The organism is Bilophila wadsworthia ATCC 49260, from assembly GCF_000701705.1.
GTDB lineage: Bacteria > Desulfobacterota > Desulfovibrionia > Desulfovibrionales > Desulfovibrionaceae > Bilophila > Bilophila wadsworthia.
Window position 1 is genome coordinate 35,740 of the sequence record NZ_JNJP01000004.1, and the last position, 19,668, is coordinate 55,407.

General features: G+C 61.3%; 13 protein-coding genes. 4 read left to right on the plus strand and 9 right to left on the minus strand.

Going from position 1 to position 19,668, the window contains the following annotated elements:
* Positions 1-123 precede the first annotated feature (123 nt).
* The 4 genes from T370_RS0103010 to T370_RS0103025 all read right to left on the minus strand — a co-directional run bounded on the left by T370_RS0103010 (position 124) and on the right by T370_RS0103025 (position 2,855).
* The gene (locus T370_RS0103010; RefSeq protein WP_029434703.1) at positions 124-585 is read right to left on the minus strand and encodes a Fur family transcriptional regulator; all 462 of its coding nucleotides are present in this window, start codon (positions 583-585) and stop codon (positions 124-126) included.
* Between the two features lie 153 nt (positions 586-738).
* Positions 739-1,185, minus strand: coding sequence for a flavodoxin (locus tag T370_RS0103015; protein ID WP_005029763.1), 447 nt, complete (start codon positions 1,183-1,185; stop codon positions 739-741).
* Positions 1,186-1,209: 24 nt separating this feature from the next.
* Entirely contained in the window at positions 1,210-1,629 is a 420-nt protein-coding gene (locus T370_RS0103020; RefSeq protein ID WP_005029761.1) for a hypothetical protein, read from the minus strand.
* Positions 1,626-2,855 carry a DUF2325 domain-containing protein gene (locus tag T370_RS0103025; protein WP_016360438.1) on the minus strand — a complete coding sequence of 410 codons (1,230 nt, stop codon included), beginning with the start codon at positions 2,853-2,855 and terminating at the stop codon, positions 1,626-1,628. The genes T370_RS0103020 and T370_RS0103025 overlap by 4 nt, the downstream gene beginning before the upstream one ends.
* A gap of 43 nt (positions 2,856-2,898) precedes the next feature.
* Between T370_RS0103025 and T370_RS0103030 the strand changes: the two genes are divergently transcribed.
* Positions 2,899-3,540 (plus strand): hypothetical protein, encoded by a 642-nt coding sequence (locus T370_RS0103030; protein ID WP_029434704.1) that lies wholly within the window; start codon positions 2,899-2,901, stop codon positions 3,538-3,540.
* Between the two features lie 212 nt (positions 3,541-3,752).
* On the opposite strand, the gene glgP is transcribed toward T370_RS0103030, so the two are convergent.
* The 5 genes from glgP to T370_RS0103055 form a co-directional block, all read right to left on the minus strand.
* Positions 3,753-8,003 carry an alpha-glucan family phosphorylase gene (glgP, locus tag T370_RS0103035; RefSeq protein ID WP_029434705.1) on the minus strand — a complete coding sequence of 1,417 codons (4,251 nt, stop codon included), beginning with the start codon at positions 8,001-8,003 and terminating at the stop codon, positions 3,753-3,755.
* A 62-nt stretch (positions 8,004-8,065) separates the two neighbouring features.
* Positions 8,066-9,295, minus strand: coding sequence for a glycoside hydrolase family 57 protein (locus T370_RS0103040; RefSeq protein ID WP_005029749.1), 1,230 nt, complete (start codon positions 9,293-9,295; stop codon positions 8,066-8,068).
* 1 nt (position 9,296) lies between these two features.
* Positions 9,297-10,637, minus strand: coding sequence for a glycosyltransferase (locus tag T370_RS0103045; RefSeq protein ID WP_029434706.1), 1,341 nt, complete (start codon positions 10,635-10,637; stop codon positions 9,297-9,299).
* Entirely contained in the window at positions 10,637-12,670 is a 2,034-nt protein-coding gene (locus tag T370_RS0103050; RefSeq protein ID WP_029434707.1) for an amylo-alpha-1,6-glucosidase, read from the minus strand. The genes T370_RS0103045 and T370_RS0103050 overlap by 1 nt, the downstream gene beginning before the upstream one ends.
* A gap of 398 nt (positions 12,671-13,068) precedes the next feature.
* Positions 13,069-14,523: a sensor domain-containing diguanylate cyclase gene (locus tag T370_RS0103055; protein WP_029434708.1), complete on the minus strand. Its 1,455-nt coding sequence runs from the start codon at positions 14,521-14,523 to the stop codon at positions 13,069-13,071.
* 333 nt (positions 14,524-14,856) lie between these two features.
* On the opposite strand from T370_RS0103055, the gene ppk1 reads away from it, so the two are divergent.
* The 3 genes from ppk1 to T370_RS0103070 are packed head-to-tail and all read left to right on the plus strand — an operon-like array spanning position 14,857 to position 19,557.
* Positions 14,857-17,004, plus strand: coding sequence for a polyphosphate kinase 1 (ppk1, locus tag T370_RS0103060; protein WP_005029741.1), 2,148 nt, complete (start codon positions 14,857-14,859; stop codon positions 17,002-17,004).
* Between the two features lie 25 nt (positions 17,005-17,029).
* Entirely contained in the window at positions 17,030-17,968 is a 939-nt protein-coding gene (locus tag T370_RS0103065; protein ID WP_029434710.1) for an HD domain-containing protein, read from the plus strand.
* The gene (locus T370_RS0103070) at positions 17,953-19,557 is read left to right on the plus strand and encodes a Ppx/GppA phosphatase family protein (RefSeq protein ID WP_231377916.1); all 1,605 of its coding nucleotides are present in this window, start codon (positions 17,953-17,955) and stop codon (positions 19,555-19,557) included. The genes T370_RS0103065 and T370_RS0103070 overlap by 16 nt, the downstream gene beginning before the upstream one ends.
* Positions 19,558-19,668 lie beyond the last annotated feature (111 nt).

Consider the following 19,668-nt stretch of genomic DNA (forward strand, 5'->3'; position numbering starts at 1 on the left):
TCATCAAAAGTACATTGAACAATATTAAGTTTTATTAATCAAACTTTATGTCCGCAGATGTACACAGTCCGCCCCGGCCTGTCAACCGTTTCTGCCAAAAGGTGGAATGCTTTTTATTACAGCCTATTTTGAAGGAGATTGCCCAGCGAGGCACTCCGGACAGACGCCGTACAGATACAGCCTGTGTTGCGTGGGTGTAAATCCGTATTGGCGGACAAGGCGCTCCTGCAGGGCTTCGATCTTAGGATCGACGACCTCAATGCTCTTGCCGCAGCACTCGCAGATGAGATGATCGTGGTGCCAGTCGCTGGCCTGCTCATACCGGACGACGCCCCCGCCGAAAGAGACTTCCTTGGCAAGCCCGGCCTCACACAACAGCTTCATCGTGCGGTATACCGTGGACTGCCCCACCGTCGGATCCTGTCGCTGAACCAGGCCGTACAGATCGTCAATGGTCAGGTGCCCCTCTTCCTGAAAAAACACGGAAACGATGGCTCGCCGCTGCTGCGTGTTGTGGCAACCTTTTCCGCGTAGGAAGCGCGTGAACACCGTCTCCGGATCAACATGGACTTGTCCGCCTGACATACCTCATCCTTACATAACGGTTCAAGATGTATTGAAGCGCGGGCCCTGCACTCCGGCCCGCGCTTCAGGCATAACGGCTACGGAGTGCCTATACCGCCCACAGTCTATTATAATTGAATTTCATTTTCAATATATTCGCATAAAAAAATGCGGTTAAAGAGCCGCCAACAGCCGGTTGGCCCAATCTTCCACGTCGCTCCCGTTCGACGAGAGATTGCCGTCGAGCTTCAAGCCTTCCAGAATCTGAATGCCGCCGAGTTCGTTCAAACGCGCCTCAATCACATCCACCGCCCCGCAAAAATGCTCAAAGGAGCTGTCCCCGCTCGCAAAGCACGCGGTCTTGACGCCCTTGACTCCAATACGATCAAAGGCTTCGAACAACGGCTCGAAATCCGTCTGCAGCTCGACTTCATCGGTCCCCCACGCGGAGCACCCGAACAGAGCGACATCCCGGCCTTCGCACAGGCCATCCGGGGAAACGTCGGCGGCGTCCCGTACATCGGCGACATGCCCCGCAGCCCGCAGACGCCCGCCGAGGTATTCGGCAATATCCGCCGTGTTGCCGGTGGTGGACCCGTAAACGATAAGCACATTACTCATGAAAAAGCTCCACTTGGAAAAAAGTTAATGATCGTGATTGTGTTCGCCGCGACATGCGCATCCTCCGTGCCCGTGCCCATGCCCGTGTTCGCCATGGCATGTGCAGTGCGCGCATTTTCCGCAGCACCCGCTTTTCTTCTTGCGGGGCGGCACGATAAGCACACGGCTCCCGGAGGGCGCCATGTTGAATCCGTTTTCGCCCTTGAAGAACAGCTGCGACGCCGGAACGGGCGTCTGGCACAACCGGGCCTGCAACACCTTGCTGCCGAACGGCAACACTTCGCTTACCCCCGCCGTATCGACGAACACCCTGCCGCCGCACCTGTACTCCCTCAAAAAGAGATTCAGCAGTTCGTGTGCGGAGTTGCCGTCAAAAATGCCCTGCATCTTCACATGCAGGTTGTCCTTGTTGTGATGGTAGTTCATCTGAAAATCGGTGCTCATGCACGTTCTCCTTCTTGCCGTGCGGATTCGCTCCCCAGAAGCCGGGAAATGGTGCTCAGACTCCCGTTCGGCAACATATAAAATGTCTTGTTGTGTTTCTTCGCCAGATTCTTGACTTTGATGCAGGCGCCGTGGCTGTTGCAGTTCACGGGGCAGAGGATGATGTCCGCGCGCCTGAGGCTCCGCTCGAGCTGGCGCGTGCCGCCCTGCAACGAGCCGTTGTGGTAATCGAGGACGCCGCCGCCCCCTTCAATAAATTCGCGGTACAACGACTCCATGCGCTCAACGCCGCCGACGATGAGCACCCGCTTGCTGCACAGATCGAACGAGGGACAACTCTCGTCGCAGTCCCTGCCGCAACAGGTCCCGCAGGAATCAGCCGCCATGCCAGGCAAGTTCCCCTGCTCAAAGCGAGCCCTTCCCTGCTTGAGCAGCGAATTGACCAGTTCGCGCTGGCCCTCGAAACGCTGCGTCAACGACGCAAGCGCCTCCCGCAGGTTCTCGTTTTCCGCTTCAAGTTCCGGGCCCCTGATTTCCCACAGCGCCGTGGACGCCTCATACATGGCGTCCAGTTCGGCTTTCAGGCGGTTGCGTTCGTCCCGGAGCGCGGCGTTTTCCTGCGCAAGCGCACGCCTGCCCTCTTCCGCCTGCTCCATGCCGCCGCGCGAAGCCGCTTCGCGCTCCTTCAACAGCCGGATACGGTTGGCCTGCTGCTCGTTCTTGCGTTCCAGTTCAACGATAAACCGCCGGATGCGCGTCTGTTCCTCCGCGATGCCGTGCATGGCCATGTGGACCGCGCCGTAGACCGTGCGACGGGCTTCATCCGAAAGCCTGCGCGTGGCCGCCGCCCACAAAAAGCCCACATACTGGCCGGCGGAGAACGCCTCCTTCCACTGCGCGAGAAAATCCTCTTCACTCAAAAGCCGCAACGGGGCGGCCTCACGCTCGTACTTCCGGCGGAGCAGCTGGCTCATCTTCCGGGACAGAGGGTTTTCCGTAGCGGCGGCATTGACGAACAGTTCGTGCATTTCAAACGGCGTCAGTTCAACCGCCGGAAGCGACATTTTCTTCAAGAGATGTTTCTGTTCGGCAAGCGTGATCCCCATGCCGACAAGCGGACATCTGAACAGTTCGTCCGCTTCCCATATGCCGTGAACAGCCCGTGAAACAGGCGACGCAACGTCCAACGCGGGTTCCGCGTCCGCTGTCTGAGATAACCAACTCATAGCGTTCCTCCATTCCGTTCTGTTGGAAACAGATCTGCCGTATATGAAAATGAAAGTCAAGATCAATAAGTATATTTTTTCTCTCTTCCGTCCTCCCTTTTTCGGCAAAACAAAAAGGAGGCTGCCCGGAAACAGCCTCCCCATGTCGCATAACATATTTTACTCTCTGCCGATGCGCTTCCTTATATGTGATGACGTTCGCCTCGCTCATCGCCGCGGCGAAAGCTCGCACCTGCGACGCCGGAACATGCAGGCAGGCTGTGGCGGCGTCACCCTCGGCGTGGAACGGAAGGTTGCTTGCCCTGAGCAGATCGTTCACCGTAGCCCGGGACTTGGCAGGGTCCCCAGAGACGGCCTGGAAAATATAGCCGCCCTCGCCGTCACGCTGGATATGCCACTGCTGGCGGCCACCCTCCACCACTTGCAGATGCTCCAATTGAACCGTTCCGTGTGGGGACCTCCGCGTGGTCCGGGAGGTCAGCTTTTCCAGACTGCTCAGGTTCTCCAGAATGGGCGGATTGTCGTCAAGGAAAGGAAGCCGCTCGCCGAACACATCGTTCAGAATATAATCGCGCCGGGCGATGAAGGCATCACGCATCGTTTCCACCTGATGCGGCACAACCCCAAATCGGCGGCACTGCCAAAAACGTTGCAGGCTCTCCCCTCGCGTTTTTTCGTCGCATGAAACGCGCCAGAAAACCGTCTTCACGGGACATCACCGCCGAAAGCTTTTTTCCGGCGGAAACGCCGAATGGCGGCCCTGAAGAAATCCTGAGCCGCCATTCCTTTTACCGTGCCCCAGTGGCGTACACAACCCCCGGGGCATTCAACGCGCCTACGGAACTGAGGGGAGTTCCGAGGTATCCCTTCCACAGCCCCGTTCCGAAGAGATCCGGTTTATCCCCACAGGACCAGCCGCGTCTCCAGCGGCGAGGCCAGCCCCGGTGTGACGGGAAGCACTCGCACGCCGTACACATGCGGCCCGCTCCGGGACGGGCTGTAGGCGCAGGCGTACACGAGCCTGTCCGCCGTGCTCTCCTCCGTGCGCGCCATATCCACGACGTCCGGAGTGTCCGTAAAACCGTTGCCGTCGCCCGGTCCGGCCACGAGCTGCACAAGCAGCTCCTCGGGCTTCATCCCGCCGGGCAGGACGCCGATCTGTACCTGCATGGGCTGGGTGCCCATCAGTTCCTCACCCTTAAGCCCTTCAATACGGATCTGCTCGATCCGAAGGGAGCTGAAGCGGGCGTTGACGTCCTGCTTCCACCGGGCGAGGCGCTTGGTGAGGGCGTTGTGCTTGTCGCGCAGTTCCGCATACCGCTGCGCCGCCGGGATGTAGTAGTCGTTGAGATACTCCCGCACCATCCGGTTGGAGCTGAACCGCGCGATCAAGGACTGCATGGACTGCCTGACCGTCAGAAGCCAGTCGTGGGGCATCCCTTCGAAATTGCGCTCGAAATACAGCGGCACGATCTTTTCTTCCAGAAGGGCGTACAGGAACCCGGCGTCGTCATAATCGCTCTGTTCCCCGCACAGATATTCACGGGTGACGGCGGGCCCGATGGTCCAGCCGTTCTCGCCGTTGTACCCTTCACACCACCAGCCGTCGGAGATGCTGAGGTTGACCCCCGCGTTGACGGGCACCTTCTGGCCGCTGGTCCCACAGGCCTCGTAGGGACGGCGGGGAGTGTTGAGCCACACGTCGCAGCCCTGAACCATGAGCCGCGACACCGCAAGGTTGTAATCCTCTATGAAGAATATCTTTCCGAAGAAGCGGGGGTCGAGCATGTGGCGGATCACTTCCTGCAGCATGTCGATGCCCTGCGTGTCGGCGGGATGGGCCTTGCCGGAGAAGACGAAGATCACCGGGCGCTCCGCATTGCCCACGATGCGGGCCAGACGATCCAAATCCGCAAAAAGCAGCGTCGCCCGCTTGTACGGCGCAAACCGCCGGGCAAAACCGATGACCAGAGAAGACGGCGTAAGACAGGCCGCCATTTCCTTCTGCTTTTCGTAGGGAACGGCGAACTTCTTGAAAAATTCCGGCAGCGAAGCCCGGAGATAATCCAAAAGCTGCTTCTTCTGGAGCTGCCGCACCGCCCAGAGGCCCTCGTCCGGGATTTCGTCTATCTTGCTCCAGATGGACGAATCCGGGCTCTGCTCCTGCCAGCCGGGGCCAAGCACGTTATCCAGCAGCGCCCGCATGGGCGCCCCCGTATACGACGGCACATGGACGCCGTTGGTGACGTACCGGATGGGGATCTCCGCCTTGGGCACGCCCTTCCAGCCTTCCTGCCACATATGGCGGGAAACGTATCCGTGCAGGGCGCTCACGCCGTTGGCCCGGAACGAGTAATTCAAAGCCAGCACCGTCATTTCGAAAACATTGCGCTCGCTCCCTTCAAACCGCCCCATCCGCACGAATTCCGGCCACGGCAGGCCGATGCTCTGGGCATACGGCAGGAAGTACGGCTCCATCCGTTCCAGCCCGAAACGCTCGTTCCCGGCGTCCACGGGCGTATGCGTCGTAAACAGGCTGCTTCCGCGCACGAGTTCCCCCGCTTCGGCGAAGGAGAGCCCCCGCTCCTGCATAAGCAGGCGGATACGCTCAAGGATGAGGAACGCGGAATGCCCCTCGTTCATATGATATACGGAGGGCCTGATGCCGAGGGCGCGCATGAGCTGGACCCCGCCCATGCCGAGCAGGATTTCCTGGCGGAGGCGGCAATCCCTGTCCGCCTCGTACAGCCGGGCGGTGATCTTGCGATCGTCGGCGGTATTGCTGGGCGTGTCGGTGTCCAACAGATACAGCTTGACCCGCCCCACACGCACCATCCAGATCTGCGCATGGAGACGCCGCCCCGGAAGCTGCAACAGCACTTCGAGCGGCGCTCCGCCCTCATCCTTGACCAGCTCCAGCGGCAACGTGGCGAAATCGTTTTCGGGGTACTGGGCGATCTGCCGCCCGTCCCTGTCGATCTGCTGCCGGAAATACCCGCTCCGATACAGCAATCCCACGCCCACAAGAGGGATATTCAGATCGCTTGCCGATTTCAGGTGATCGCCGGACAGGACGCCGAGCCCGCCCGAATAAATCGGCAGGCACTCGCTCAAGCCGTACTCCGTCGAGAAATAGGCCGCCGGGCGCTCCGGCGACAACGCGCCGAAGTCCTTTGCGGAAACGCCCATGTAGGCGTCAAAGGCCTCCATTGTGGACTTATACAGCCGCAGGTAGGACTGGTCATGCGCTACGATGAGCAAACGGGCCTTGGTCGCCTTTTCGATGACCGCCACGGGATTGTGTCCGCTGCGTTCCCACTCCGCCGGATTGAGCGCGGAAAACAGCTGATGGCATTCGGGATGCCAGCTCCACCACAGGTTATGGGCCAGCTCGCGCAGCCGCCCGATGGGCTCCGGCAGCGCGGTGACGGCGGTAAAGGCGTGCAGGGTCGGCGTCGTGGACATCGTCGCCTCAAGCACCCGCGTCAGGGATGCGCTGCTCGGCGCGTCACGAAGCGCCCCACGCTCCACGGCCTTGTCCAAGGCCTGCGTATACGCCTGAATATAGTGGGGGAAAAACCGATCCCACGAACACGCGCCGGATAACGCGCGGACGGCCGTGCGCCGCTCGTCGAGCTGTGCCGACGGCAGGGCAGCGTAGTCCAGCAAAACGGCCCGCAAAGCCGCCACAGTCCCCTCATACGAAGTCTGCTGGCGGTGCAGGATCGTAACGCCCTGCTCCTGCCCCTGCGTGTCCCGCACCCACAGACCGAAGCCCGACAGGTCCGTGGTCACGGTGGGGACGGCGTGCGCGGCGCTTTCCTGCGGCGTGTAGCCCCACGGCTCATACCACGAGGGGAAAACGCCCAGATCGCAGGCCGCCAGCACTTCCTCGTACGGCATGTTCAGGAAGCCGTCGTTGCCGTCCAGCAAAGCGGGATCAAAAATGACCTGCACATGGTTTTCCGGCCTGTTGTCCAGACCGAGCCGCTTGCAGGCGTTCAGGATGGGGTCCTGCGGCTGGTTGTATACGTGGTGGCTGCTGATCCAGTACGGCCCCTGATCGGAGATTTTGGAAGGATCGCCGCCCACGGCATCGGGATTGACCCCGCTGTGCCCGCCCATGACGGCGCACAAGGCGAGCACGTTGGTCTGGGACTGGCGTAGCGCCTCGTTCACGCCCGCCAGCGCGTCGAGGAATACGTCCACGCCCTTGTTGTGGTATTCATACCGCCCGGAAATGATGAAGATCCGGGTATCCGGCGCAAGCTCGCGCCGCAGGAGGCGTCCCGCCGCGCCAAGGAGTTTGGCCCGCGCCCCGGCCGGAACGTCCCGTTCGGCGCTGTAGTCGGGGATGACCCGCATGTCGAGGCCGTTGGGCGTCACCACGTCCGGGGAGCGCCCCAGAAAAACCGTGGCCTCGTCCGCCGTGATGCGGCTCACCGTGGTAAAGCAATCGGCTTCCCGCGCCGACGCCGTTTCCATCGAGCATTTGGCGGTGATGTTGTAGGCCCCGGCTTCCATTTTGGGGTTGATCTGGTTCATCTGCTTGTAGATGTCGAACCCGGACCCCGCCATCGACCGGCCGAGCATGGTCGCGTGCGTCGTAAAGACCGTGCCGAGCTTGGGCGCGCGCTCCTTCAGGTACAAGAGGCCCCCGCCGCACATCCATTCGTGGAAATGCGCAAGCACCGGGCCGGACGCGGGCACGGCAAGCGTCTGGCACGCCGCCTCGATCACCTCGCCGCACGCGGTACTGAACATGACGGGCTCCACATAATCCCACCCGCCGGAAATGGAATCGATGCCGTAACGGTTCCACAGGGAAAACAAAAGCTGCCCCTGATTGAACCGATCCCGATAGCCGACAAGGATGACCTTGGGCCGCCCCGGAATATCCCAGCGCCCGAAGCGGCAGGCCAGATTCCGCCGCGCCGTGATCGCGCGCAGCTCCTGCCAGCAGGCTTCGTCCGTTTCCTCGAATTCCGCGTTGTTGCCCAGATCCGGGCCCAACAGATAGTAGTTGTCTCCGAAAAGAGCGGCGGCCTCCAGAGCCTTGCTGCTCACGACGGCGTAAATGCCGCCCACTTTGTTGCAGACTTCCCAACTGACTTCAAAGAGCGTGGTACGGGACATATCATACTGCATACGGTTCTGCTCCCGCGCCGGCAAGGTTGGCTTCCGGGGTTCCCCGGCAAGCCCAAGCGCCCTCAGGCGCTTTCCAGGACGGCGCTTTTCGTTCCGGGGTCAAGGGGGGACGCCGCGTCAAGCGTAAGCCTGAAATCGGCGAGCACATTCATATAATTGATGTAGGCGTCGTACGGCGTGCCGTAGGGGTTGAAATAGCTGTGCACGTCGCCATCCGAGAACCACTTCGTGGACATGTAGTAAAAATGGTCGGAGGTCTGCAGACGCCGCCATGTGCGGAGCACGCCGGGATCGCCCGTGGCCTTGACCGCCTTCTCCAAGCGATAGACGGATTCGATGGCGTCGTTCTGCATGTCGTTGCCGAGCCATGCGGTGAGATCGCGCTCGGCGTCCGCCCACGACATGAAATGCGGCACGTCGAGGCTCGCCACCGGCTCGAACCGGGCCGCCGCTTCCGAAGGCGTGATGAACGCGAAACCGGGCGTCCGCAGCATGACCTCGGGCAAGGCTTCCATAAAGGCGAAAATACCGGTGGATTCCCATTGATGCTCCCCGAACGTCTCGTAATCCATGAACAGATTGATGAGATCCCCGGAGGCGTTGGCGGCGTGCGCCCACTCGGAAAACTTGTCCGCCGTGAGCGGAAATTCGGGCCATTGGTGGTTCGAGAACCGGAAGGCGATGTCGTCCGAGAGGCGGTAATTCTTGAGCAGAAGCTTGAGGCGATCGCACCCCGCCGGGCGGTAGACAAAGTTCGGGCTGCGCCAGCCGAGCACGTGATCCGCACCCTCGGCAAGCACGGCCTTGTAGCCCATCGCTTCCACGGCCCGCGCCAGATCGTTGTTGTAGATAAGCTCCGTATTGCGGAAGACACGGGGCGTTACGCCGAAGAGCGCTTCGATCCGCTCGTCGTGCAGGGCGACCTGTTCCCGGAACTCCTCCGGGGAATACAGAAACGCCAGCGAATGGTTGTACGTCTCGGAAAGCAGTTCCACGCATCCGGTGGCCACCAGTTCCCGGAAGCTCTGGATGACTTCCGGCGCGTAGGCCTCGAACTGATCGAGCGCCGTTCCGGAAATGGAGAAACTGACCTTGAACCTGCCGTCGTATTTGCGGATCAGCTTGAGCAGAAGCGCGTTCATGGGCAGGTAGCATTTACGGGCCACCTTCAGCATGATGCCGCAGTTCGCGTCCTCGTCCTCGTAAAAGGAGTCCACGCCGATGTCGAAAAAGGTGTAGTGCCGCAGCCTGTACGGCTGGTGGACCTGAAAATAGAAACAAAGTGCCGACATATCATTTTCCCCCGGAAACAAGTTGCGCGTAAATGGCGTTCAGACGATCGGCCACGTTTTCCCAACGGATGGCCTTGAGCTCCTCGCGGCAATTCCTGACTTCCTCGGCGGCGAGAAACGGGTACGACAAGATCGCGCAGATCTTGTTCGCCATTTCCCGGATGTCCCAAAAATCGACCTTGATCGCGTTCCGCACCACTTCGGCGACGCCGGACTGGCGGGAAATGAGCACCGGCACGTCATAGGCCATGGCCTCAAGGGGCGCGATGCCGAAGGGTTCCGAGACGCTCGGCATGACGTAGAGGTCGCTCACCGCGTACATATGATTCACCTCCTCATCCTTGAGGAAGCCGGTAAAATGGAAATGGCTGCCGATGCGCAGCTGCGCCACCCGGCGGACCATGTTCGGCAGCATGTCCCCGCTGCCCGCCATGACGAACCGTACATCCGGGATGCGGTCGAGCACCAGCTTGGCGGCCTCCACAAAGTAGTCCGGCCCTTTCTGGAACGTGACGCGCCCCATGAACAGGACCCGCTTCTCGTGCGCGCAGCGTTCCGGGACCGCATAGACGCGATCCGCCTCGCTGCGGGAAACGGCGTTGTGCACGACCTCGATCTTGTCCCCCGAAATTCCGTACTGCCGCATGACCAGACGCTTGGTGTAATGGCTCACCGCCACCACGCGATCCGCCGCCTCAAGACCCGCGCGCTCGATGCCCGCCACGTCCCGGTTCATATTGTCGCCGCTCCGGTCGTGCTCCAGCGCGTGGATATGCGCCACCAGCGGCTTTCCCGTCAGCTTGCGGACAAGGATGCCCGCCGGATAGGTCATCCAGTCGTGGACGTGGATGACGTCGAAACGCGCCTTCCGGGCAATGGCCACCGCCGCGCAAGCGTAGCGATAGACCTCGCTCATGAGATCCGGGCCGTAGCCGCCGTGCAGACGCAGGATCGTTTCCTGCGTCGAAGAAAAAACGTCCGCGTTCCGTTTCACCGACTGGAGGCGTTCCAGCTCACGCCGCCGCTCGTCATAGCTTTCCGGCGTGTCGTAAGGGAGCAGCAACGAGTCCACGTGCTCGATGTGCAGCTTTTCGCGCCACAATTCCCGCACTTCCTCATTGATCCTGAGGTTCCGGGCCGTACGCTCCACCCTCGTGCCGGATGCCGAACACAGCGACAGGCGTTCCCCCACCCGCACCGGGGCGTCCAAGGGGGTCTGCGGCAAGACGAACAGGATTTCCGTGCCTTTCTTCGCCAGCGCCCGGCCCATACCGTAGCACGCCGTCCCAAGGCCGCCGCTCTTGTAGGGCGGAAATTCCCAGCCGAACATCAGAACGCGCATCAGTTCCCTCCTTTCCGGGCGTTGGCCTCCCACTCGGCATAGACGCCGGGAGCGGCCTCCTTGAGCAAGTGCAGCAAACGCAGGCATTCGGCGACGCTCCAAGCCTGAGCGATGCAGCCGTTGGGAAGATGGGGGGGATCGCCGTCAAAAATTTCCGAAACGGACCCGATCCCCGCGTCGCCGAGGTGCTGGGCGAACAAGGGCCGTATGGTCCGCAGCAGCTCCCGCACCGAGCCGGGCACGTCCCATGCCGCCCGCAATACGGCTTCCCCGTACGCCCCCAGCAGCCACGGCCAGACCGTGCCCTGATGGTAGGCCTCATCGCGTTCGGCGGGGCCGCCTTCATACAGAGGACGATAACCGGGCGCGCTCGGTGCCAGCGTCCGCAAGCCGTACGGCGTAAGCAGGCACCGCCGCACGCGGGAAAGCACGCTGGCATACCTCTCCTCGTCCAGAACCGGATAGGGAAGCGAAAGGGCGAAAAGCTGGTTGGGGCGCACGCACGTTTCCACGCCGCCGTCGCGCCACACGTCCGCGAGGTAGTCGCCCCGCTCGTCCGTGACCCAATACCGCTTGAAAAAGACGGACCGCATGGCGTCCAGCTGCTTCGTCCGCCGCCACTCCGGTTCGCCGAACGCTTTGGCGAGGCTGTCCGCGAAGGCCAGCGCGTTGTACCACAAGGCGCTGATTTCCACGGGCTGACCGTGGCGCGGGGTCACCGGGCGACCGTTGGCGACGGCATCCATCCATGTGAGCTGGGTTCCGGGGTTCCCTACGGAAAGGAACCCCTCGGCGTCCGGCGCCACAAAAGGAACCTTGCCGCCGCCATAGTGTTCAATGATGTTCTTGATGACCGGCCAGCACCGTTCACGGACCAAACCCTTCCGATCCGGCAGCGCCTTGAGCATCTGCTGCACGGCCCAGACATACCAGAGGGAGGCGTCCGCCGAGTTGTAGGCGTGGTTGCCGTCGGCGGAGAAGACGTTGGGGATGAGCCCGTCCCTGACGGCGGAACCGAGGCCGAGCAGCACGTTCGTGCCCTCTTCGGGCCTTCCGGCATAGAAGGTCAGGCCGGGCAGCGCGATAAGCGTATCCCGCCCCCACGATCCGAACCAGTGGTAGCCCGCCGTCACGGCAAGGCCTCCATCGGGCCTCCGGACAAGAAAGCGCTCCCCTTCCCGGGCAAGATGGCCTTCCAGACTCTCCGAGGAGGCCGCCAACCCCATGCGGCGTTCGACTTCCCGCCGCCAGACCTCGCCGATGACGTTGTGCCCGTGCTCCGCCTGGAGCGCCTCCGTCGAAGCGGTGAGGAACACTGGTTTGCCGGGAACAAGCCTGATCTCGAACTGGCCCGGCTGAAACAGATCTTCCTGATAGGCAAAGCCGCGCTCCCGCTCCACCAAATACTCCACATTGAAGCACCAGTCGGGAGCGGCGTTGAAGATGAAGCCGCCCTCCACCTGCATGAACAGGGGCGGCAATGCCTCATACGGCCTCAGGCAGATCCCGGAGGGGGCCGAAAGCGTTTCGGGACGCAGCGCGGGATTCGCGCGGGTGAGGTCATGGGCATTGCGAAAGGCGAGCAAGGGCTTCACGCGCAAAACCACCGGAGGCGTGTCGGGAGCGGTGCCGCGCACCTCATACCTGACGAGCAGCAAACGGTGTCCGGGAATCAGCATCAATTCCCGCGTGAGCGTCACCTCTCCGAAACGGTAACGGAACACAGGCCATTCTCCGGCGTCCATTTCCTCAAGATGCTCATTCCCGCGCGGATAAAAGACGCCGGGATGCTTACGGCAGGAAAAACACAGTTCCCGCCCGCCCACGAGCAACGATTCCTCAAGAGACGACAGCAATACATGCCGCCCCGCCGGGCTTTCCAGATCGGCCACGAGCAGGCCGTGATACTTCCGCGTATTGCAGCAGATGAGCGAGCTGGAAGCGTAATCACCGAGGCCGTTGGTCTCGATCCATTCTTTCCTCAGGGATTTTCTGATATTCTGGCACGTGGGCTTATCGAAACGAAACTTCATGTCCACTCCTTCACGGCAAAAGGGGAAACACACCCGTAAAAAGCGACAAGGCAAGAGCACCCTGCGGACAGGGTTAACGAGGTCTCTTTAGAGATGGTTGACGATAAGCAAGCGCCCTGTGCACGGTGGCACAGGCGGAGGGAGAAATTGAAGCGGCGGGAGGAGCCGCCCGGAACGGGCTGGCCAGCCGGAGTGCTTCTGCGGCCAATCGCTTCAACTTTCAGTATGCTTACCTTCCTGAAACGGAGGAGCCCGTTTGGGAAGGAAGACTACTGACGAACGTAGGATACTACCATGATTAAGCTATAGCTTCCTACTTCTGTAATAATCATTATTAGGCCGAAAATCAAGGGCACACCAGAAATCTTATTATTCTTCCCAGCTACAGTACAGTAGACTTACACGCCCGCACCACAAGACGCCCCATCAGCCGAAGGCGACGTTTCAGTCCCGTTCCGGCAACGGCGGCGCTTCTTGTGTTCGTACATGTCGGCATCGGCCAGCCGCATCAGCGCTTCCAAGGAATCGGCCTCGGAGGGGTACAGCGCCAGCCCCATACTCACGGCGGGGTTCAGGTCTATGCCTTCAAGATGGTAGGGTTCGCTTCCGATGGCTTCCAGCATACGGCGGAACCGCTCTCCGGCAATGCACCGCTCGCTGACGCCGTACAGGATAGCGATGAACTCGTCGCCGCCCAGCCGGATCAGCGTGCCCGCCGTCGACAGGGCGCTCTGGAGCCGTTCCGCGAACCCGTTCAGCAGCTGGTCGCCGCAATCATGGCCGTACGTGTCGTTGACCTGCTTGAAATCGTCCAGATCCATGTAACAGAGCGCAAAGGGCCGCTTCGCCTCCATCGCCTTCTCCAGTTCACGGAACAAGACACGGCGGTTGGGAAGCCCCGTCAGGGGATCGTGCTCCGACATCAACTCCAGCCGCTTCTTTTGATGGGCAAGATCCACGGCCAAACCCACCACGCATGAGAACAGGATGCTGATAAAGGTGGCGATGCCGAAAGAAGCGTACCGGATGCTCCAGTTCCACCCGCCCTTGGGCGTCACGCTCAGGATCCAGTCCGCATTGGGCAGGTGCACCTTCCTTTCCACGGGCTCGACCAGCGTTTCGGCGGAACGCAACAGCACGATCCGGTCCCCCGTATCGGGGTGGATGCGGGAAAGCTGGTACACGTAGTTCTGCTTGTCGAGGTATTCGAGTTTCACCGGATCCAGCACGTCCGGAAAAGCGAAGGTCACGCAGATGAGCCCCCAGAACTTCTCCTGGGCCGTGATATCCCCTTCCGGCTCGCCCATGAACACGGGAAGCCTGACCGCCATCGCGTAGCCGCCCTGAATCAGATCGAACGGGCCGGCAATGGTGGCCTTGCCCGAATCCCGCGCCAGCAGCGCCTCGCGGGAACGCTCGGGGTTGGCGAACAAATCGTGCCCGATGGCCTTCTTGTTGCGCTCAAACGGGTATACTTTGGTAACGACGCCGCGGGGGGCCAGATTGATGTTGATGGTGCTCGGGTGCATCTTCACCAACTCTTCGGCGTAGGAGTAGAACTCCGAGATCCGGCCCTCCCCCTGCCGCAGCAGGGCTTCCACCAGATAGGCGCTCGAAAAGGCGTTGGCGACGACGTATTGGATCTTCGTGGCGTAGCTGTCGACGACGTACCGGGCTTTTTCCCGTTCCTGAAGCACACGGACGTGTTCCAGACGGAAGAGGAAAAGATAACTCCCCAGCAGACAGACCAGCAAGACGCCGAGGGCATACAAGACGCTCCGGCAGTTCCCGCCTTCCCGCAAGACGCCGGTGTCGAACGTCCTTCGCTCTCCGTGCCGTATCAGTCGCTGCATCGTCATTCCTCAAACGCACTCATGCGGGGAAAAGTTCTTCAGGCAGACAAACATATTCTTTGACCATCCCACGAATCCCCTCTTTCGGCAAGGGCTTCCGGATTGCCGAAAGAGGTCCCGCCGCCGTTTGGCCCCCTTTCCCCCCCTCTCTTCAGCAACCTCTTGCCGAAGTGGAGAAAAAATTCCGTCAGCCGTGTCGGAATCGACTGATATTTTTCAACCTTCTTATACTCTGGACTTTTTTCACACAATCGTCATACTACTGTAACATACTTCCAGGGCCCGCCTGCTACAAGACCTGCATCCATGCCGTCATGCGAAGGAGGAGCGATCGTGGTTTCCAAAGATTCCGAAGGGTACCCGGAGCAACTGTGCGCCACAGAGGAAATCAGTGAACTGGCCTGCCCCAACCTGTACCTGAACCGGGAAATCAATTGGCTGGACTTCGATGCGAAAGTGCTCGACGAAGCCACGGATGCCGGTCTCCCGCTCCTTGAGCAGCTTAAATTCCTCTCCATCTTCTACAACAACCTCGATGAATTCTTTATGGTCCGGGTGGCGAACATCTATCGCCAGTACCGCAGCGGGGCCGTGTCCTCGTCGCCGGACCGCATGACGCCCGCCAAACAGCTCGCCGAAATCCGGCGCAAGGTGCTTATTCTGGTTTCCCGCGCCCAGGAGCATTGGCGCAAGCGGCTGGCCCCGCAGCTGCACGACAAGGGCGTACGCCTGATGCGCTATGCGGACCTCTCGGAAAAGCAGCGCAAGTTCCTCGACGGCTACTTCAGGAACGAAATCTACCCCATCCTGACCCCGCAGGCCATCGATCCGGGCCACCCCTTCCCCACGATTTCCAATACCAGCCTCAACTTCATCATCCAGCTGCGCAGCCGTGACGGCGTCACCCGGTTCGCCCGCCTGAAGTGCCCCAACAACATCTCCCGCTTCGTCTTCATCCCCCGGAACAAGGAGGCCAAAACCTATGCCTCGCTCGGCTTCAACGCCAACGTCCGTGACAGCGACATCATCCTGCTGGAAGATCTGATCGCCGAATACCTCGGCGCGCTGTTCCCCGGCAACACTGTCGTCAACGCCGGGCTGTTCCGCATCACGCGCAATACCGACGTGGAGATCGAGGAGGACGAAGCCGACGATCTGCTGGAAGCCGTCAAGGATCTGGTGGAACAGCGCCGCTTCGGCGACGTGGTGCGCCTTGAGATAGCCCACGGCACGGCCAAGGAACTCAGCGCGTTCCTGACCGAGCGGCTGGGGATGCAGCCGTTCCAGATTTATCGGGTCAAGGGGCCGCTGGCCTTTTCCGAACTCATGGCCCTTTACGGCGTGGACAGGCCGGGCTTGAAAGAATCCCCCTTTTACGGGCGTACGCCGAGCGTGTTTCAGGAAGGCGACATCTACGCGCACATCCAGAGCAGGGATGTTTTCCTCTTCCATCCCTACGACAGTTTCACCCCGGTTCTGGATTTCATCCGCCGCTCCAGCGAGGACCCCGGCGTCATCGCCATCAAACAGACGCTCTACCGCGTGGGCAACGCTTCGCCCATCGTGAAAGCCCTTATCGAAGCCCGGCGCTCCGGCAAGCAGGTCACCGCCGTGGTCGAGCTGAAAGCCCGTTTCGATGAGGAACGCAACATCACGTGGGCCGAAGAGATGGAGAAGGCGGGCGTCAACGTAGTCTACGGGCTCGTCGGCATGAAGATACACGCCAAGCTCTGCCTCGTGGTCCGGCGCGAACCGGAGGGGGTTTCCCGCTACGTGCACATCGGCACCGGAAACTACAACCCCTCCACCGCCAAGATGTACACCGACATGGGGCTGATCACCGCCAACCCGAACATCTGCGCGGACGTCACCGATCTCTTCAATGTCATGACCGGATACGCCCACCGCGAGCAATACAGGGAACTGCTCGTCTCCCCGCTGTCCATGCGCCGCTCCCTGCTGGATATGATCCAGCGCGAAACGGCCCTGCACCAGCAAAATGGAAACGGCGAAATCATTTTCAAATGCAACCAGCTGGTGGATAAACACGTTATCCGGGCCCTGTACAGGGCTTCCATGGAGGGCGTGCGCGTCCGGCTTCAGGTGCGCGGCATCTGCTGCCTGCGCCCCGGCGTGAAGGGCATCAGCGACAACATCGAGGTGACGTCCATCGTCGGGCGTTTCCTGGAGCACACCCGCGTCTACTGGTTCAACGCCAATGGGGAAGGCCGCCTCTATATCGGCAGCGCCGACATCATGCCCCGTAACCTTGATCGGCGCATTGAAGTGCTTGTCCCTATCCTCGATCCCGGATTGCGGGCGTGCCTGCGCAACGATATTTTGGAAACACACCTCCGCGACAATCAGCAGACGTGGCGACTTCAGGAAGACGGCACCTATTGCCGCATCAAGCCCGGCAAGGGAGAAGAACCCGTCAACGCACAGGAAATCATGATGCGCCGCAGCCGGGAGTGTGTCTGACCTCAAACGCTCAAAAGGAAAAACCATGACCATACATACGGAAGACCAGTTGCAGGAACCGCAGGCCGAACCCCAAGCGACCCCGGCGAAACGCCCCGCCAGAACCGCGAAAAACGTCCCCGCCGGAGAATCGCAGCCCAAGCCGAGGCCCGCCCGCAAGAAGCCCCAAAGGGCCCAGCCCGAACCGGTACAGGAATCCGCCCCGGAACCCGCAGCCGTGGCGGAACTCGTAACCGCCGCCCCGGAACCCGCAGCCGTGGCGGAACTCGTAACCGCCGCCCCGGAAGCCTATGACCCCGCTCCGGCATTGTCCGCCCCCTGCTCCGAACCGTGCCCGGAAACCTGCTCCGCCCCCGCCGCCGAAACGGCTGAACTCGCCGAAGAGACGCTCACCACGGCGGTCATGCCCGAATCGCCGGTTATGGCCGATTCGCTGACGCACGGGCAGCGTGTGGCCGCCATCGCGGCGACCCTGTTTCAAGATCTCGCCGAGCTCCACGGGCTCGACGACGTCTGGGGGCACAGGCTCCACCTCGCGGCGCAGCTGCACGACATCGGGTTCGCCGAAGGCCGCAAGGGGCATCATAAAATCAGTATGCGCCTCATTGAGGAAGATCTCAGCCTGAACATCCACGAGGACGATCGCCCGTGGGTCGCCCTGCTCGCCCGTTACCACCGCAAGGCATGGCCCTCGCGCCGGCACGCCCGCTTCGACGCCCTGAAAAAAAGCGACCGGAAGGCGCTGCGCAAGGCGGCGTCCCTGCTCCGCATCGCGGACGCGCTCGATTACACCCACACGGGCGTCGTCGGGAACCTTGCCGTCGCCGTCAAGAAGCGTAAGGTCATCATCGCCGTCCAGTGCTCCGGAGACTGCTCCGCGGAAATGGAACGCGTCATCAAAAAGGGCGATCTGTTCATGCACGTCTTCGGACGGGAGCTGGAATGCGTATGTCAGGGGAACTAGAGCGGACGGAAAAAGCCATCGGCATCATCGATCTCGGCAGCAACTCGGTCCGCCTGCTGCTCGTCCGCGTCCATGCGGACGGATCCACGACGATCCTGAATCAGGTCAAGCACATGGTCCGGCTCGGCGAAGGCGGATTCACCCACAATCGCCTTCAGGAAGAGACGATGGCCCGCACCATCGCGGTGCTGCGCGGGCTGGCGGAAATGTGCGCGGTCTATGAGACGACGGAAATCATCGCCATCGCCACGGCGGCCGTACGCGACGCCGTCAACGGCCCCGAATTCATCCGCCGCGTGCAGGAAAAGACCGGGATCGACTTCACGGTCGTATCGGGCCGCGAAGAGGCGCGCCTCATCTATCTTGGGGTTTCCAGCGGGCTGGAGCACAGCAAAAGCCTTCGGCTGTTCATCGACATCGGCGGCGGCAGCACCGAGCTCATCGTGGGCGATTCCCAGTCCTACGTGAACCTCGATTCGCTCAAGCTCGGCTGCGTGCGCCTGACCAACCTGTTCTTTGAGGACAACAAAGGGCCGGTTTCCGCCTATACCTACGCGGCGCTGCAACGTTACGTCCGCAACGAGGCCCTGCACTCCTTCCAGCGCATCGCGGGTTTCGAGATCCCCGAAGCCGTCGCCAGCTCAGGCACGGCCCAGAACCTCGCGGAAATCGCCGCCGCACTGGAGCAGCAGGACGCCGCGCGCACGGGCAAACCTTCCACGGCTTCCAAGCATGTCCTCAGCTATGACGGACTGCGCCGCGCGGTCAAGGAACTGTGTTCCCGCACCCTTGAGGAGCGTAAATCCGTTCCGGGCATCAATCCCAACCGGGCCGACGTGATCATCGCGGGCGCGGCCATCCTCCAGACCATCATGGAGGAGCAGGGATTCGAGAGCGTGACCATCAGCAACCGCAACCTGCAAAACGGCATCCTCGTCGACTACCTCATGCGGACGCATCCGCAGAAGGCCGGTTCCCGCCTCTCCGCCCGCGAGGAAAGCGTCCTCCAGCTGGCACGGTTCTGCCGCTTCGAGGAAAAACATTCCCGGCACATCGCGAAGCTGGCCCTTGAACTGTTCGACAGCGCGCGGGCCATCGGGCTGCACGACGCCCCGCCCGTATCGCGCGAGCTGCTGTACTATGCCGCCCTGCTGCACGACATCGGGATCTTCATTTCCTTTGCGAACCACAACGCGCACAGCCACTATCTGATCCGCAATACGGAACTGCTCGGTTTCACGGAACGCGAAATCGAGCTCATAGCGGCGCTGGCGTTCTTCCACCGTAAGCGGCCCTCCAAGAAAATCCCGCTGTTCCTCCAGCTTGATGAGGGCATCCGGGAAGAGGTACGCCTGCTGTCCCTGTTCCTGACCCTTGCGGAGCGCATGGACAAAAGCCACCGCCAGATCATCCGTTCGGCCCGTTTCGGGCGCACGCCGGACGGGGAACTGGAGCTGTGCCTTCGTGCTTCCGAGGTCTGCCCCATCGAAATCGAAGAGATCGGGCGCAGCCACAAGCTGATCAAGAAGACCTTCCACACGCATTTCACGCTTTGCCCCTGTCTCGAAAACGGGGCGCCTATTGTCTGAAAAGCTGGGGGAATGAGTATACCGGGGAAGGGGCCGTCCTCCCCTCCCCCGGTCCCCTCCTCTCTCCTTCCCAAGACTTTTGGCTGATGGGGAGGCGGCGCGGAGGGAGTT

Bases quoted from the DNA above. Each gene is read 5' to 3' on its own strand.
- T370_RS0103010 (WP_029434703.1), bottom strand. From the start codon at position 585: ATGTCAGGCGGACAAGTCCATGTTGATCCGGAGACGGTGTTCACGCGC.
- T370_RS0103015 (WP_005029763.1), bottom strand. From the start codon at position 1,185: ATGAGTAATGTGCTTATCGTTTACGGGTCCACCACCGGCAACACGGCG.
- T370_RS0103020 (WP_005029761.1), bottom strand. From the start codon at position 1,629: ATGAGCACCGATTTTCAGATGAACTACCATCACAACAAGGACAACCTG.
- T370_RS0103025 (WP_016360438.1), bottom strand. From the start codon at position 2,855: ATGAGTTGGTTATCTCAGACAGCGGACGCGGAACCCGCGTTGGACGTT.
- T370_RS0103030 (WP_029434704.1), top strand. From the start codon at position 2,899: ATGAAAATGAAAGTCAAGATCAATAAGTATATTTTTTCTCTCTTCCGT.
- glgP (WP_029434705.1), bottom strand. From the start codon at position 8,003: ATGCAGTATGATATGTCCCGTACCACGCTCTTTGAAGTCAGTTGGGAA.
- T370_RS0103040 (WP_005029749.1), bottom strand. From the start codon at position 9,295: ATGTCGGCACTTTGTTTCTATTTTCAGGTCCACCAGCCGTACAGGCTG.
- T370_RS0103045 (WP_029434706.1), bottom strand. From the start codon at position 10,637: ATGCGCGTTCTGATGTTCGGCTGGGAATTTCCGCCCTACAAGAGCGGC.
- T370_RS0103050 (WP_029434707.1), bottom strand. From the start codon at position 12,670: ATGAAGTTTCGTTTCGATAAGCCCACGTGCCAGAATATCAGAAAATCC.
- T370_RS0103055 (WP_029434708.1), bottom strand. From the start codon at position 14,523: ATGCAGCGACTGATACGGCACGGAGAGCGAAGGACGTTCGACACCGGC.
- T370_RS0103065 (WP_029434710.1), top strand. From the start codon at position 17,030: ATGACCATACATACGGAAGACCAGTTGCAGGAACCGCAGGCCGAACCC.
- T370_RS0103070 (WP_231377916.1), top strand. From the start codon at position 17,953: ATGTCAGGGGAACTAGAGCGGACGGAAAAAGCCATCGGCATCATCGAT.